13 protein-coding genes and 1 pseudogene are annotated in these 15,652 nt (G+C 67.3%); all 14 read left to right on the top strand.

Features of this window, described 5'->3' with window-relative positions:
* Positions 1 to 125: 125 nt before the first annotated feature.
* The 14 genes and pseudogenes from metK to FZ938_RS23475 all read left to right on the top strand — a co-directional run bounded on the left by metK (position 126) and on the right by FZ938_RS23475 (position 15,652).
* The gene (gene metK, locus FZ938_RS23540) at positions 126 to 1,295 is read left to right on the top strand and encodes a methionine adenosyltransferase (protein WP_149200853.1); all 1,170 of its coding nucleotides are present in this window, start codon (positions 126 to 128) and stop codon (positions 1,293 to 1,295) included.
* Between the two features lie 109 nt (positions 1,296 to 1,404).
* Positions 1,405 to 2,127, top strand: a complete 723-nt coding sequence (gene trmB, locus FZ938_RS23535) for a tRNA (guanine(46)-N(7))-methyltransferase TrmB (protein WP_149200852.1) — start codon at positions 1,405 to 1,407, stop codon at positions 2,125 to 2,127.
* A 263-nt stretch (positions 2,128 to 2,390) separates the two neighbouring features.
* Entirely contained in the window at positions 2,391 to 2,891 is a 501-nt protein-coding gene (rimP, locus tag FZ938_RS23530; protein ID WP_149200851.1) for a ribosome maturation factor RimP, read from the top strand.
* Between the two features lie 125 nt (positions 2,892 to 3,016).
* Positions 3,017 to 4,576 carry a transcription termination factor NusA gene (gene nusA, locus FZ938_RS23525; RefSeq protein ID WP_149200850.1) on the top strand — a complete coding sequence of 520 codons (1,560 nt, stop codon included), beginning with the start codon at positions 3,017 to 3,019 and terminating at the stop codon, positions 4,574 to 4,576.
* Positions 4,577 to 4,650: 74 nt separating this feature from the next.
* Complete coding sequence (locus tag FZ938_RS23520) at positions 4,651 to 5,448, top strand: RNA-binding protein (protein ID WP_149200849.1); 798 nt, start codon at positions 4,651 to 4,653, stop codon at positions 5,446 to 5,448.
* Between the two features lie 21 nt (positions 5,449 to 5,469).
* Positions 5,470 to 8,325 (top strand): translation initiation factor IF-2, encoded by a 2,856-nt coding sequence (gene infB / locus FZ938_RS23515; RefSeq protein ID WP_149200848.1) that lies wholly within the window; start codon positions 5,470 to 5,472, stop codon positions 8,323 to 8,325.
* A gap of 196 nt (positions 8,326 to 8,521) precedes the next feature.
* Positions 8,522 to 8,989: pseudogene (gene rbfA / locus FZ938_RS23510) on the top strand (30S ribosome-binding factor RbfA); the annotation flags it as partial.
* Between the two features lie 139 nt (positions 8,990 to 9,128).
* Complete coding sequence (gene truB / locus FZ938_RS23505; protein WP_149200846.1) at positions 9,129 to 10,070, top strand: tRNA pseudouridine(55) synthase TruB; 942 nt, start codon at positions 9,129 to 9,131, stop codon at positions 10,068 to 10,070.
* Between the two features lie 14 nt (positions 10,071 to 10,084).
* Complete coding sequence (gene rpsO / locus FZ938_RS23500) at positions 10,085 to 10,354, top strand: 30S ribosomal protein S15 (RefSeq protein ID WP_063635662.1); 270 nt, start codon at positions 10,085 to 10,087, stop codon at positions 10,352 to 10,354.
* A 349-nt stretch (positions 10,355 to 10,703) separates the two neighbouring features.
* Complete coding sequence (gene pnp / locus FZ938_RS23495; RefSeq protein ID WP_149200845.1) at positions 10,704 to 12,815, top strand: polyribonucleotide nucleotidyltransferase; 2,112 nt, start codon at positions 10,704 to 10,706, stop codon at positions 12,813 to 12,815.
* A gap of 122 nt (positions 12,816 to 12,937) precedes the next feature.
* The gene (locus FZ938_RS23490) at positions 12,938 to 13,624 is read left to right on the top strand and encodes a helix-turn-helix transcriptional regulator (RefSeq protein WP_149200844.1); all 687 of its coding nucleotides are present in this window, start codon (positions 12,938 to 12,940) and stop codon (positions 13,622 to 13,624) included.
* A 133-nt stretch (positions 13,625 to 13,757) separates the two neighbouring features.
* Positions 13,758 to 14,204 (top strand): VOC family protein, encoded by a 447-nt coding sequence (locus FZ938_RS23485; RefSeq protein WP_149200843.1) that lies wholly within the window; start codon positions 13,758 to 13,760, stop codon positions 14,202 to 14,204.
* Complete coding sequence (locus FZ938_RS23480) at positions 14,201 to 14,671, top strand: EVE domain-containing protein (protein ID WP_149200842.1); 471 nt, start codon at positions 14,201 to 14,203, stop codon at positions 14,669 to 14,671. Before FZ938_RS23485 ends, FZ938_RS23480 begins: the two co-directional genes overlap by 4 nt.
* A gap of 234 nt (positions 14,672 to 14,905) precedes the next feature.
* Positions 14,906 to 15,652: a heme ABC transporter permease gene (locus tag FZ938_RS23475; RefSeq protein ID WP_149200841.1), complete on the top strand. Its 747-nt coding sequence runs from the start codon at positions 14,906 to 14,908 to the stop codon at positions 15,650 to 15,652.

Here is a 15,652-nt window from a genome sequence, read left to right as displayed (position 1 = left end):
GGTAGATTTCTTGACCCCGGCTGAATTCCTTGTCACAACCCGTTTTGGATCGGTGTCTGCGGCCGCTGTACCGGTCTGCCGTTTCGGCTCATGAAATAGCGTGCCGCCGAATGCCGAGGTTTCCCGTGGCAAAGCTGAACTACGTCTTCACCAGCGAGTCCGTGTCGGAAGGTCATCCCGACAAGGTCTGCGACCGCATTTCCGACGCCATCGTCGATCTTTATCTTTCGCACGACCCGCAGGCCCGCGTGGCCGTCGAGACGCTGGCGACCACCAACCAGGTCGTCCTGGCCGGTGAGGTGCGCGGCCCCGACAGCATCAAGGCCGACCAGTTGGTCGAAGTCGCCCGCGCCGCGGTGAAGGACATCGGCTACGAGCAGGACGGCTTCCATTGGGAGAAGATGGACGTCAAGTGCTTCGTCCACTCCCAGTCCGCCGACATCGCCGTCGGTGTCGACGCCGCCGGCAACAAGGACGAGGGTGCCGGCGACCAGGGCATCATGTTCGGCTACGCCTGCCGCGAGACTCCGGCCCTGATGCCGGCGCCGATCTACTACAGCCACGCCATCCTGAAGTCGCTGGCCGAGGCGCGCCATTCCGGCGCCGCCCCACAGCTGGGCCCGGACGCCAAGAGCCAGGTCACCCTGCAGTACATCGACGGCCGCCCGACCCGCGCCACCGCCATCGTGCTGTCGACCCAGCATGCCGAGGGGCTGGACCAGGACGCCGTGCGCGAGATCGTCCTGCCGCACATCGTCAACTGCCTGCCGGAAGGCTGGATGTGCGATCCCAAGTACCTCTACGTCAACCCGACCGGCCGTTTCGTCATCGGCGGCCCGGACGGTGACGCCGGCCTGACCGGCCGCAAGATCATCGTCGACACCTACGGCGGTGCCGCTCCGCACGGCGGCGGCGCCTTCTCCGGCAAGGACCCGACGAAGGTCGACCGCTCCGCCGCCTACGCCGCCCGCTATCTCGCCAAGAACGTCGTCGCGGCGGAACTGGCGGAGAAGTGCACGATCCAGGTCTCCTACGCCATCGGCGTGTCGAAGCCGCTGTCGGTCTATGTCGACACCCACGGCACCGGCAATGTCGACGAGGATCGCCTGTCCGACGTGCTGCAGCAGCTGGTGGACCTGTCCCCGCGCGGCATCCGCACGCATCTGGGCCTGAACAAGCCGATCTACGCCCGCACCGCCGCCTATGGCCATTTCGGCCGCGAGCCGGAGGTGGACGGCGGCTTCTCGTGGGAGAAGACCGATCTGGTCGGCGACCTGCGCAGCGCCCTCCTGTAAACACGCGTTCGCACCATAGGACCCGCCGCAAGGCGGATGGACGGCAGGGGCTGGCAACGGCCCCTGCTTTCTTTTGAGGCCCATCCCTTTCCCGATACAGCGTTCCGACATGACCGACGACAGCACCTCCGGCCCTCTCTCCGAAAGCTCCAACCGCCTGTTCGGGCGCCGCAAGGGCCGGCCGTTGCGCAAGCGCCGGACGGAACTGATCGACGTTCTGCTGCCGCAGCTCCAGATCACGCTGCCGCAGCCCGGCGACAGGCTGGACCCCGCCGGCCTGTTCGACAGCCCGAAACGGGAGGTCTGGCTGGAGGTCGGATTCGGCATGGGCCACCACCTCGCCTGGCAGGCCGGGCACCATCCGGATGTCGGCTTCATCGGCGCGGAACCCTTCCTCAACGGCATCGCCGGCCTGCTGGGCATGGTCGATGACGACGATCTGCGGAATGTGCGCATCCAGCCCGACGACGCCCGGCCGTTGCTGGACGCCTTGCCCGACGCCTCCATCGGCCGCGCCTTCGTGCTGTTCGCCGACCCCTGGCCGAAGAAGCGCCACGCCGACCGCCGCTTCATCGGGCCGGAGAATCTGCCGCGGCTCGCCCGCGTCCTGAAGGACGGTGCGGAGCTGCGTCTGGCCAGCGACGACATGGGTCTGGTTCGCTGGATGCTTGAACACACGGTGAAGCATCCCGATTTCGAATGGACGGCGCGCCGTCCGTCGGACTGGCGCATCCGCCCCGACGACTGGCCCTCCACCCGCTACGAGGAAAAGGCCATCGCCGCCGGCCGCAAGCCGGTGTTCATGCGCTTCGTCCGCCGCCCGCGAGGCTGACGCATACCCGTTCCGCTTGAGATTCCGGCCGACCACAGCGATCGGACCGGAAAAGGCTTGCGGCATCGGACGGAATGACTATATTCACCGCTGAGAACCCATACGGATCGGCGGCCCGGGCAACCGGGCCGGCGAGACGCTTTGCGGGTGGGCTTTTGCCCACTTATTTTTTTATGAGCGTGTGGAAGCACGCGCTTGTTGAACCTTCTGTTGTGGAAACCTCGTCCGGTTCGATCCCGGCCGCAGGCTTTGGGTCAGGTGGAATGGACGCTACAGGTCGCATCGAACAGATCATCACGCCGTCGGTCGAAGCCATGGGCTATGAGGTCGTGCGCGTACAGATCTCCGGCGGCCAGCGGGCGATCCTCCAGATCATGGCGGAGCGCGCCGACGGCGCGCCCATGACCGTCGAGGATTGCGCCGACATCAGCCGTTCCGTCTCGGCATTGCTGGATGTGGAAGACCCGATCCGCGAGGCTTACACGCTGGAGGTCAGCTCCCCCGGCATCGACCGGCCGCTGACCCGGCTCAAGGATTTCGAGCGCTTCGCCGGCTTCGAAGCCCGGCTGGAAAGCCGCATGGCCATCGATGGCCGCAAGCGCTTCAAGGGCATGCTGAAGGGCGTCGAGGACGGCCTCGTGTGCATCGACACCGAACAGGGAGCCGCCCGGCTGGAGTTCGACAATATCCTGCGCGCCAAGCTGGTGCTGACGGACGAGCTGATCCGCGCCAGCCAGGAGCAGCAGGAGGACCTGCAGAACTGACGGACCCGTCCATCAGGACGCGCCATCGGATTGCCTGGCCCAGATTGCCTGCCCCCACCCCGCCGACCCGACCGGACATCACGCAAGACCGGCATCACACAAGACCGACTCAGGAAGTGTAACGGATGGAACTGCTGCAAGTCGCTGACGCGGTCGCCCGCGAAAAGAACATCGACCGGGACGAAGTCCTGGAGGCGATGGAGCAGGCGATTCAGAAGGCCGGCCGCTCCAAGTACGGCCACGAGCACGACATCCGCGCCCGCATCGACCGCAAGACCGGCGATATCCATCTGACCCGTCACCTGGAGGTGGTCGAGGCGGTGGAGAACGAGGCGACGCAGGTCACCCTGCCCTACGCCCTGCGCCGCAAGCCCGGCGCCAAGATCGGCGACTTCCTGGTCGACCCGCTGCCGCCGATCGATTTTGGCCGCATCGCCGCCCAGACCGCCAAGCAGGTGATCGTGCAGAAGGTGCGCGACGCCGAGCGCAAGCGCCAGTTCAACGAGTACAAGGACCGCAACGGCGAGATCGTCAACGGTCTGGTCAAGCGCGTCGAATACGGCAACGTCACCGTCGACCTGGGCCGCGCCGAAGCGATCCTGCGCCGCGACGAGCTGCTGCCGCGCGAGCATTTCAAGAACGGCGACCGCGTCCGCGCCTATATCTTCGATGTCCGCGAGGAACCGCGCGGGCCCCAGATCTTCCTGTCGCGCACGCATCCCATGTTCATGGCGAAGCTGTTCGCCCAGGAAGTGCCGGAGATCTACGACGGCATCATCGAGATCCGGGCGGTCGCCCGTGATCCGGGGTCGCGCGCCAAGATCGCCGTGCACAGCAACGACAGCTCCATCGACCCGGTCGGCGCCTGCGTCGGCATGCGCGGCAGCCGCGTCCAGGCGGTCGTCGGCGAGTTGCAGGGCGAGAAGATCGACATCATCCCGTGGTCGGGCGAGGCGGCGACCTTCGTCGTCAACGCGCTCGCCCCCGCCGAGGTCGCCAAGGTCGTGCTCGACGACGACAACCGCCGCATCGAGGTGGTGGTGCCCGACGACCAGCTGTCGCTGGCCATCGGCCGCCGCGGCCAGAATGTGCGCCTCGCCTCGATGCTGACCGGCTGGGACATCGACATCCTGACCGAACAGGAAGAGTCGGAGCGCCGGTCGGAGGAAATCCACAACCGCTCCGCCCTGTTCATGCAGGCCCTGGACGTCGACGACGTGATCGCCCACCTTCTGGTCGCCGAAGGCTTCACCTCCGTCGAGGAGATCGCCTTCGTCGAGACCGAGGAACTGGCCGAGATCGAGGGCTTCGACGAGTCGGTCGCCGACGAACTGAAGCAGCGCGCCCTCGCCTTCCTGGAAGTGCAGGACGAGCAGGCCAACGAGCGCCGCCTGGAACTGGGCGTCGAGGACATCGTCGCCGAACTGACCGGCTTTACCGCCACGCAGCTGGTGAAACTGGGCGAGAACGGCGTGAAGACGCTGGACGACCTGGCCGATCTGGCCGGCGACGAACTGGTCGAGATCCTGAGCAAGGACGGCGCCAAGGACGCTCCCACCGAAGAGGAAGCGAACGCGATCATCATGGCCGCGCGCGCCCACTGGTTCGAGGGTGAGGAACAGGACGGCGCCGCCACGGCCCCTGCGGCAGATGGCAGCGCCGGTGGTCAGGGCGCGCAGGCCTGACCGGCAGCAATGCCGGTTGGAACTGCGCCCGACAGGAACGATTATTCGGGACCGCGCGAGCGGATGACGATCGGATGACCGAACGGAACGACGAACGGACACCGACCGCCGCCGCGGATGCGGTGCCGGATCAGGAATTGGCACCGGATGACGGTGCCGGGACGGACCGCCTGCCGGCCGACGAGAAGGGGCCTCTGCGCCGCTGCATCGCGTCGGGTACGGTCGGGCCGAAAGAGGGCATGATCCGTTTCGTGATCGGCCCCGACGGCGAGGTGGTGCCGGACCTGGAGGAACGTCTGCCCGGTCGCGGCCTTTGGGTCACGGCCGACAGGGATGCCCTGGCGAAAGCCATGGGGAAATCCGTTTTCGCCAAGGCGGCCCGACGGGCGGTGAAAGTACCGCCCGATCTGGCCGAAAGGCTGGAACGGCTGCTGGAACGGCGTTGTCTGCACGCGTTGGGCCTTGCCCGCCGTGCCGGCCACGTTCTGGCGGGATACGAGAAGGTGCGCGAGGCGTTGAGGGCCAACCAGGTCGGCCGTGCGGGTCCCCCGCCGGCCCTGCTGGTCGAAGCCGCGGACGGCTCGCTGGACCAGCGCGGCAAGGTGACGGCGCTCGCACCGTCGCTGCCGGTGATCGACCTGTTCGAGTCCTCGGCCTTGGCCGCGGCGCTCGGGCGTGATCACGCGGTGCATGCCGTGGTGGCGCGAGGCAGGCTGGCCGCTGGGCTGGTCCGCGAAGCGGCACGCTTGCGGGGGCTGAAAGGTCCCCAGGGGCACCTGGACCTGAAAGGTCCCCAAGGGGACCGGGATGCGCACCAGGATTCTGATAAGGGCTTGGGAGTCGGCGATACGGCCGGCCGGCCTGCGATGTAACGTCTGACCATTCGGGAACCGATGACCGACAGCAACGACCAGGACCAGAAGAAAGTCTTGCACCTAACCGGCGCCAGCAAAGGAAAGCTGGAGTCGAAGAAGCCGGTCGAGACCCAGGTCCGGCAGAGCTTCTCCCATGGCCGGTCAAAAGCGGTGACCGTAGAGGTCAAGCGCAAGCGTCATGTTGAAAAGGGCGCCGTGCCCGGTGTCGCCGACGGCGGCGCCGCCGCGCGTCAAGCTGCCCAGGGCCTGCCCATGCGCGGTGCGCAGGGCCAACGGCCCCGCGGCGGCGGTGCCCCTGCCGGGCGCCAGTTGACCCGCGAGGAGCTGGAATCGCGCCTGCGTGCGCTTCGCGGCGCCGCGGCGTTCGAGGAACAGCGCCGGATCGAAGCCGAGGAAGAAGCGGTCCGCGCCGAAGCGCGCGCCGCCGAGGCCGCCGCCCGCGCCGCCGAGGAGCCCGAAGCCGCTCCGGCCGTCCCCTCCGAAGCCGCTGCTCCGGCCGCTGCGGAATCCCCGGCCCAGACCGCGCCGGAAATGCCGCCGATCATTCTGGACGCCGAGACCTTGCGCCAGCGCGAGCTGGACGAGATGCGCGCCATCCAGGAAGCAGACCGCAAGGTCGCCGAAGAGGCCGAACGCCGCCGCAAGGAGGAAGAGGCCAAGCGCAAGGAAGCCGAGGACGCCAAGCGCCGCGACGCCGAACCGGCGCCCCGCCGCGATGGCGCCCGCGACGGTGCGGGCCGTGACGGCGCGCGTCCGGCCGGTGCCCGTCCGGCCGGCGACCAGCGCCCCGGCGGTGCCTCCGCCCGTCCCGCCGCCGATGCCGCTCCCGGCCGCACCCTGCCGGGTGCCGGTGCTCCGGCCCCCCGCGCCGTCGAGGAAGAGGACGACAACCGCCGCAAGGGCGGTCGTGGTGGCGCTCCGGCCAAGGCCGCTCCCGCCCGTCCTGCCGCCAAGGCTCCCGCCGGCGCCGACCGCCGCAAGGGCACCAAGCTGACCGTCTCGCAGGCGCTCAGCGACGACGGCGGTGACCGTACCCGGTCGCTGGCCGCGGTGCGCCGTGCCCGCGAACGTGAACGCCTGCGTCAGATGAGCCGTCAGGAGACGGCGAAGGTCACCCGCGACGTCGTGCTGCCGGAAGTCATCACCGTCCAGGAACTGGCCAACCGCATGGCCGAGCGCGGCGCCGACGTCATCAAGTCGCTGATGCGCATGGGCGTGATGGCGACCATCAACCAGACCATCGACGCCGACACCGCCGAGCTGGTCATCACCGAGTTCGGCCACCGCGTCCGCCGCGTGTCGGAGTCCGACGTCGAAATCGGCCTGCGTGCCACCGAGGAAGAGGGCGCCATCCTGGTGCCGCGTCCCCCGGTCGTCACCATCATGGGCCACGTCGACCACGGCAAGACCTCGCTGCTCGACGCGCTGCGTCAGACCGACGTGGTGTCGGGCGAGGCCGGCGGCATCACCCAGCACATCGGCGCCTATCAGGTGCAGCTGGAGTCGGGTGCGAAGATCACCTTCATCGACACGCCGGGTCACGCCGCCTTCACCGAGATGCGTGCCCGCGGCGCCAACGTCACCGACGTGGTCGTGCTGGTGGTCGCCGCGAACGACGGCGTCATGCCGCAGACGATCGAGGCCATCCGCCACGCCAAGGCGGCCAAGGTTCCGATCATCGTCGCCATCAACAAGTGCGATCTGCCGGACGCCCGTCCGGAGCGTGTCCGCCAGGAACTGCTCCAGCACGAGCTGGTGGTCGAGGAGATGGGCGGCGACGTGCTCGACGTCGAGGTGTCGGCCAAGGCCAAGCTGAACCTGCACAAGCTGGAAGAGGCGATCCTCCTCCAGGCCGAAATCCTGGAGCTGCGGGCCAACCCCGAGCGCGCCGCCGAAGGCGTCGTCATCGAGGCGAAGCTGGAGCGTGGCCGTGGTTCGGTCGCCACCGTGCTGGTCCAGCGCGGCACGCTGAAGGTCGGCGACGTGTTCGTGACCGGTGCCGAATGGGGCCGCGTCCGCGCCCTCATCAACGACCGCGGCCAGAACGTCAACGAGGCGGCCCCGGCCGTCCCGGTCGAGGTCCTGGGCCTGAACGGCACGCCGATGGCCGGCGACGACTTCACCGTCGTCGAGTCCGAAGCCCGTGCCCGCGAGATCGCCGAGTTCCGTCAGCGCAAGAAGCGCGAAGCGGTGGTGGCGGCCTCCGCCCGCGGTTCGCTGCAGGACATGTTCAGCCGTATCCAGGCCGGCGAGGCCAAGGAACTGCCGGTCGTCATCAAGGGCGACGTGCAGGGCTCGATCGAAGCCATCGCCAGCTCGCTGGAGAAGCTCACGGCCGAGAACACCGAGGTCAAGGTCCGCGTCCTGCACAACTCGGTCGGTGCGATCAACGAGTCCGACATCACGCTGGCGAATGCGTCCAACGCGATGATCATCGGCTTCAACGTCCGCGCCAACCCGCAGGCCCGCGACCTCGCCAAGCGCGACGGCGTCGAAATCCGCTACTACTCGATCATCTACAACGTGATCGACGACGTGAAGGCGGCGCTGACCGGTCTCTTGTCTCCGACGCTGCGGGAACGCTTCATCGGCTACGCGACCATCCGCGAGGTGTTCAACATCACGAAGGTCGGCAAGGTCGCCGGTTGTATGGTCACGCAGGGCACCGTCAAGCGCGGCGCCGGCGTCCGCCTGCTGCGCGACAACGTCGTCATTCACGAAGGCACGCTCAAGACGCTCAAGCGCTTCAAGGACGAAGTCAAGGACGTGCGCGAGGGTTACGAGTGCGGCATGGCCTTCGAGAACTACGACAACATCCAGGCCGGCGATCAGATCGAAGCCTTCGAGATCGAGGAAATCGCCCGCGAGCTGTGACCTTTACAGTTCACCCGATCCCTTCCGGCATCCGCCGGGATGGATCGGGTAGCCTTTTTCGCTTTGAAGGGCGCGGGATCGATTCCTGCGCCCTGTTCCTATATTGGGGTGGGAGAGCGACGGCTCCCCGATCCCGAGTGCCCGGCCGGAGAGCTGAAGCGGCCCGGCCCAGTGACATCGACGAAAGACACGTACCATGGCCAGCAAGAAGCGCGGCGCGTTCATCGCCGGCAAGCCCCCGTCCCAACGGCAACTGCGCGTCGGCGAGGAGGTGCGCCACGCCCTCGCCGATCTGTTCCGCCGCGGGGATTTCCACGATCCGGAGCTGGCCTCGCTGAACGTCACGGTCACCGAGGTGCGGATCAGCCCCGACCTGTCCAACGCCACCGTCTTCTACGCGACGCTGGGCGGCGAGCGGATGGAGGAGGCGCAGGTCGCGCTGAAGCGGGCCGCCGCCTTCCTGCGCGGACAGGTCGCGCGCATGGTCAACCTGCGCCACGCCCCGACGCTGAGCTTCGAGGCCGACACCTCCTTCGACTACGCCCACCGCATCGACAGCATCCTGCACAGCCCGGAGGTCGCCCGCGACCTGAGCGGCCATCCGCTGGGCCGCGTCAATGGCGACGACGACCATGACGAGGATGAGGACGATTCCTGGGACGAAGAGGCGGACGAGGAGGATGATCTCGATCCCGACGATGCGGACGAGGAAGACGATCTCGACGACGACCAGGCCATGCTCGACGACGAGGACAAGGGGGAGGGCAACGACGAGAGCCGGGGTGAGAGCCGGGGCGGCCGTCGTGGCTCGTAAGCGCAAGGGTACGCCGATCCATGGCTGGATCGTGCTGGACAAGCCGGAAGGCATGACCTCCACCCAGGCGCTGTCGAAGGTGCGCCGCCTGCTGAACGCCGAGAAGGCGGGGCATGGCGGCACGCTGGACCCGCTGGCGACCGGCATCCTGCCGATCGCGCTGGGCGAGGCGACCAAGACCGTCTCCTACGCCATGGACGGCGCCAAGACCTACCGCTTCTCCATCCGCTGGGGCGAGCGCACGACCACCGACGACCGCGAAGGCGCGGTCATCGACCGCTCTGACCACCGGCCGACGACCGAGGCGATCCGCGACGCCCTTCCCGCCTTCCTCGGCGAGATCCAGCAGGTGCCGCCGCAATTCTGCGCCATCAAGATCGACGGCGAGCGTGCCTATGACATCGCGCGCGAAGGCGACGCGGTCGATCTTGCCGCCCGCACCGTGCGCATCGACCGCTTCGAGCTGGTCGAGGAACCGGACGCCGACCATGCGGTGTTCGAGGTCGATTGCGGCAAGGGCACCTATGTCCGCTCGCTGGCCCGCGACCTGTCGGAAGCGCTGGGCACGGTCGGCCATGTCGGGCTTCTGCGCCGTTTGCGCGTCGGGTCCTTCACGCTGGACCGCGCGATTTCCCTGGACGAACTGGCCGCCATGGAGCAAGGTGCGGCCGTCGAACGACTTCTGTTGCCGATCGAGACCGCGCTGGACGACATCCCGGCGCTGGCCCTGACGGAAGCGGAAGCGCACCGACTGAGGCACGGCCAGACGGTCGCTCTCCTCACCCGGCAGGATCGTGAACGGCTGATGGCCGTTCAGGGTGCTGACGGTGGGGATGGCACCGTCATTGCGCTTTTCGGCGGAACGCCGGTGGCGTTGGCCCGTGTCGAGGGGGCGGAGGTCCGTCCGGTGCGCGTACTCAACCTCACGTGATTCAGGAGACCCCGATGTCGATTACGCCCGAGCGCAAGCAAGAGCTGATCAAGGAATTTTCCCGCGGCACCAACGACACCGGTTCGCCCGAGGTCCAGGTGTCGATCCTGACGGAGCGCATCAGCAACCTGACGGATCACCTGAAGGGCCACAAGAAGGACTTCCACTCCCGCCGTGGTCTGCTGGTGATGGTCGGTCAGCGCCGCCGTCTGCTCGACTACCTGAAGAAGAAGGATCAGTCGCGCTACGCCGCTCTGATCGAGCGTCTGGGCCTGCGCCGCTAACGGCTGCGCTGTCCCGCTGACGGGTTCGGGTTCCCCTGGCCGGCCAACGGCCGGGGGTTTCCCGTCCAGTCCAGCGGACTATCAAAGATGCGTTTCCCCTGTATCGTTCCGGAACACCTCATTGGTTATTGGCAATAGAAACTCGATCTTGAGCGTTTCGTGACGGACAGGCCGGCCCGATTATTCGGGGACCGGCCTTTTTTGCATCCACGACACTTCTATCTTGATTCGTTTAGTCCTGTTGTCGAACACCATATCTCCAGTTTTCTCGCGGGGTCCTACGACCGATGGCCCCGGCCTTGGGCGGCAATCCGGCCGTTGCAGGGTGTCGGATGGAAGGAAAGAATCCATGTTCACTGTTCATCGCAAAGAAATCGAATGGGGCGGCCGCAAGCTGGTCCTGGAAACGGGCAAGATCGCCCGTCAGGCCAACGGCGCGGTTCTGGTCACCTATGGTGACACCACCGTCCTGTGCACCGCCGTCGCCGCCAAGGCGCCGAAGCCGGGCGTCGATTTCTTCCCGCTGACCGTCAATTACCAGGAAAAGGCGTTCGCGGCCGGCAAGATCCCCGGCGGCTTCTTCAAGCGCGAAGGCCGTCCGACCGAGAAGGAAACGCTGGTCAGCCGCCTGATCGACCGTCCGATCCGTCCGCTGTTCGCCGATGGCTTCCGCAACGAGACGCAGGTCGTCTGCACCGTGCTGAGCCATGATCTGGAGAACGATCCGGACATCGTGGCGATGGTCGGCGCCTCGGCCGCCCTGACGATTTCCGGCATCCCGTTCCTGGGTCCGATCGGCGCCGCCCGCGTCGGTTACAAGAACGGCCAGTACATCCTGAACCCGACCATGGACGAGGTCGAGGACAGCGACCTGGATCTGGTCGTCGCCGGCACCGTCGAAGGCGTGCTGATGGTCGAATCGGAAGCCAAGGAGCTGACCGAAGAGGTCATGCTGGGCGCCGTCATGTTCGGCCACACCAATTTCCAGCCGGTGATCAACATGATCATCGACCTGGCCGAGGAAGCCGCCAAGGACCCGTGGGACCTGCCGGAGCCGGCCTATGACCGCAAGGCCCTGAAGGCCCGCCTGCGCGAGACCGTCGGTTCGGACGTCGAGGCCGCCTACACCGAGACGGTGAAGCAGTCCCGCTATGAGAAGGTCGGCGCCGCCAAGGCGAAGGCGCTCGAGACGCTGGCCGAGGAATTCGACGCCCAGTCGATCGGTTTCGAGTTCAAGGAGCTTGAGGCCGACATCCTGCGCGGCGCCGTCCTGAAGACCGGCCGCCGCATCGACGGCCGCGACACCAAGACCGTGCGGCCGATCGTGTCGGAAGTCGGCATCCTGCCGCGCGCCCACGGTTCGGCCCTGTTCACCCGCGGCGAGACCCAGGCGCTGGTCGTCACCACGCTGGGCACCAGCCAGGACGAGCAGATCATCGACGCGCTCGAAGGCGAGTACCGCGAGCACTTCATGCTGCACTACAACTTCCCCCCGTACTCGGTGGGTGAAGCCGGCCGCATGGGCAGCCCGGGCCGCCGCGAGATCGGCCACGGCAAGCTGGCGTGGCGCGCCATCCACCCGCTGCTGCCGAAGAAGGAAGACTTCCCCTACACGCTGCGCGTCGTGTCGGAAGTCACGGAGTCCAACGGCTCCTCCTCGATGGCCACCGTCTGCGGCACCTCGCTGTCGCTGATGGACGCCGGCGCGCCGCTGGCCCGTCCGGTCGCCGGCATCGCCATGGGCCTGATCAAGGAAGACCACGGCTTCGCCGTCCTGTCGGACATCCTGGGTGACGAAGATCACCTGGGCGACATGGACTTCAAGGTCGCCGGCACCGAGGTCGGCGTCACCGCGCTGCAGATGGACATCAAGATCACCTCGATCACCGAGGAGATCATGAAAATCGCGCTGGGCCAGGCCAAGGACGGCCGCCTGCACATCCTGGGCGAGATGGCCAAGGCGCTGACCGGCGCCCGCGAAGGCGTCAACGAGAACGCCCCGCGCATCACCGTCATCAACATCCCGAAGGAGAAGATCCGCGACGTGATCGGCTCCGGCGGCAAGGTGATCCGCGAGATCGTGGAGCAGACCGGCGCCAAGATCGACATTGACGACGACGGCACCGTCAAGGTTTCGGCCGTCGACCAGAAGAAGTCGGACGCCGCCATCGAGTGGATCAAGGGCATCGTCGCCGAGCCGGAGATGAACGTCGTCTACACCGGCAAGGTGGTGAAGGTCGTCGATTTCGGCGCCTTCGTGAACTTCCTGGGCTCGCGCGACGGCCTCGTCCACATCTCCGAACTGGCGCAGCAGCGCGTCGGCAAGGTGTCGGACGTCGTGTCGCAGGGTGACTCGGTGAAGGTCAAGGTCATCGGCTTCGACGACCGCGGCAAGGTCAAGCTGTCGATGAAGCAGGTCGACCAGGCCACCGGCGAAGACCTGACCAAGAAGGCGGAGTGATCCGTCGATAGGGTTCGGGAACGCCGGGCAACCGCCGGGCGAAACCTGCCATGAAGAGGGGCGCTTCCCATCGGGGAGCGCCCCTTGTCATTATGAGCCCCCTTCCTTTTCGCAGTTCCCCCATGTCCCGCGCCGAACGTCTCCTCGATCTGATGCAGGTTCTGCGGCGGCATCGCCAGCCGGTCAGCGGCAAGTCGCTTGCCGGCGAGCTGGGGGTCAGCCTGCGCACGCTCTATCGCGACATCGCCACTCTGCAGGCGCAGGGCGCGATGATCGAGGGGGAGCCGGGCGTCGGCTACCTCCTGCGTGCCGGTTTCCTGCTGCCGCCGCTGATGTTCACCGAAGAGGAGGTGGAGGCGCTGGTGCTGGGGTCGCGCTGGGTGGTGGACCGCGGCGACAGCCGGCTGGGCGGTGCAGCGCGCAACGCGCTTGCCAAGATCGCCGCGGTGCTGCCGCCGGACAAGCGCGAGGGGCTGGACGGTTCCGCCCTTCTGGTCGGTCCGGGCGAGCCCATCCCGGCCGGCGATGCCGAACTGGCGACCATCCGCAGCGCCATCCGGACCGAACGCAAGCTGGAGATCGCCTATCGCGACCGCGACGGGTCGGAAAGCCGGCGCGTCGTCTGGCCCTTCGCGCTGGGCTTCTTCGACCGGGTTCGGGTGATGGTGGCGTGGTGCGAGCTGCGCCAGTCCTTCCGGCATTTCCGCACCGACCGCATCCTGGCGCTGACCGCCACCGAGACCCGCTATCCTCGCCGCCGGCAGGCGATGCTGAAAGAGTGGCGCACGGCGGAGGGCATCCCGCAATAAGGGTTGGATTGGGGGCTGACACCATGCTGACGGAAACTGTCAGCATGTCGGCTTAGTCTTGGCTTTGCCGGTGAGGGCGACGAACGGATCGAACCGACCGCCCCACCCCAATCCTTCAAGACCGGAGCCGACCATGACCGCCATTGCCGCCAAGACCTCCGCCGCTGCTCTCGCCCTCGATTTCGTCCTGCTCTATGTCGACAGCCCGGCCGCCAGCGCCGCCTTCTATGCCGACCTGCTGGGCCGGCCGGCGGTGGAAGCCTCGCCCACCTTCGCAATGTTCAAGGCGGGTGACGGGCTGATGCTGGGCCTGTGGTCGCGCCACACGGTGGAACCGGCGGCGACCGCGCCCGGCGGCGGCGAGATTGCCTTCACCGTCGCCGACGAGGCCGCGGTGCGCGAGCTGCACGCCGACTGGAGCGCCCGTGGATTGACCATCCTGCAACAGCCGACGGCGATGGATTTCGGTCATACCTTCGTTGCACAGGACCCCGACGGCCACCGTCTGCGTGTGTTCGCCCCCAACCAGGGTGAGGAAGCCAACCAGCACGAAGCCAAGGCCGAACAGGTGCGGTCGTGAGCGGCGGAACCACGCGCACCGGCGCCCCGATCGCAGCCTGGATCGCAGTCGCCAGCGCCGAGCATGTGCGGCGCGGCCGGGCCGGCGGCTTCATGCAGGTCTGCCACGGCAAGGCGGCCCCGCTGCGGCGGATCCGGCCGGGCGACCGGGTGGTCTACTACTCCCCCACCGACCGGTTCGGCGCGGCGGACGGGCTGAAGTCCTTCACCGCCATCGGCACCGTCTTGCCGGGAGAGCCCTACCAGTTCGACATGGGCGACGGCTTCATCCCATTCCGGCGCGACGTGTCCTGGTGGCCATCGGAGGAAGCGCCGATCCAGCCGCTGCTGGACCGGCTTGAGCTGACCGCCGGGGTGCGGAACTGGGGCTATCCCTTCCGCTTCGGCCTGCTGTCGGTCAGCCAGGGCGATTTCGACCGGATCGCCGAGGCCATGCGGGCGGCGGTGCGGGAGGAATTGGCAGCCTGATCGGATGAAAATCACCGGCGGACAGGGATGAAAAGCCCTGCCGCCGGCGTCCGACGAGGGGTGAAACAGGCGTCTGGAACCATTAGAGTTGCCTGATACCTTTGTATAAGAGTACGAATGAACGACGACTCTTCCTGACCGAGATCAAGGCGAAACCCCTCGCAGTCCGCCATACATGCGCTTATATCGTCCGCAAGCCTGACCAAGGTCACCTTGTACCGGGGCCATCGTTCTATGCATCGTTTCGCCAACCCCGCCCGCTTCCTGCGCCTCTCGGCCGTGCTGCTGCCATGGTGCGCTGGAGCGACCGTGATCCTGACGATCCTCGGGCTGTGGCTCAGCCTGTTCGGCTCGCCGCCCGACTATCAGCAGGGCGAGACGGTGCGGATCATGTACATCCATGTGCCCGCCGCCTGGATGAGCATGTTCATCTACACCAACATGGCCATCGCCGCAGGCGTGGGTCTGGTGTGGAAGCATCCCCTGGCCGACCTGTTCGCCAAGGCCGCCGCCCCCATCGGCGCCGGCTTCACCTTCGTCTGCCTGGTGACCGGGTCACTGTGGGGCGCGCCGATGTGGGGAACCTGGTGGGTGTGGGACGCGCGGCTGACCAGCGTGCTGATCCTGTTCTTCCTCTATCTCGGCTACATGGCCCTGGTGAACGCCTTCGACGATCCGCAGCGCGGCATGAAGGCCGGCAACGTCCTGCTGCTGGTCGGCATCGTCAATGTGCCGATCATCAAGTTCTCGGTCGACTGGTGGAACACGCTGCACCAGCCCGCCAGCGTCGTGCGGATGGGCGGCCCCAGCATCGACGCCAGCATGCTGACGCCGCTGCTGGTGATGGCCGGCGCCTTCACCGCCTATTTCCTGTCGGTCGTCATGCTGCGCGTGCGCACCGAGATCGCCCAGCGCAAAATCCAGACGCTGCGGCTTTCGGTCGCTGGTGACGGCGGCGTGGCGGACGGGATGCGGGGGTAA

It is taken from the genome of Azospirillum oryzae (genome assembly GCF_008364795.1).
Classification (GTDB): Bacteria; Pseudomonadota; Alphaproteobacteria; order Azospirillales; family Azospirillaceae; genus Azospirillum; species Azospirillum oryzae.
This window is presented reverse-complemented; position numbering and strand designations above follow the sequence as displayed.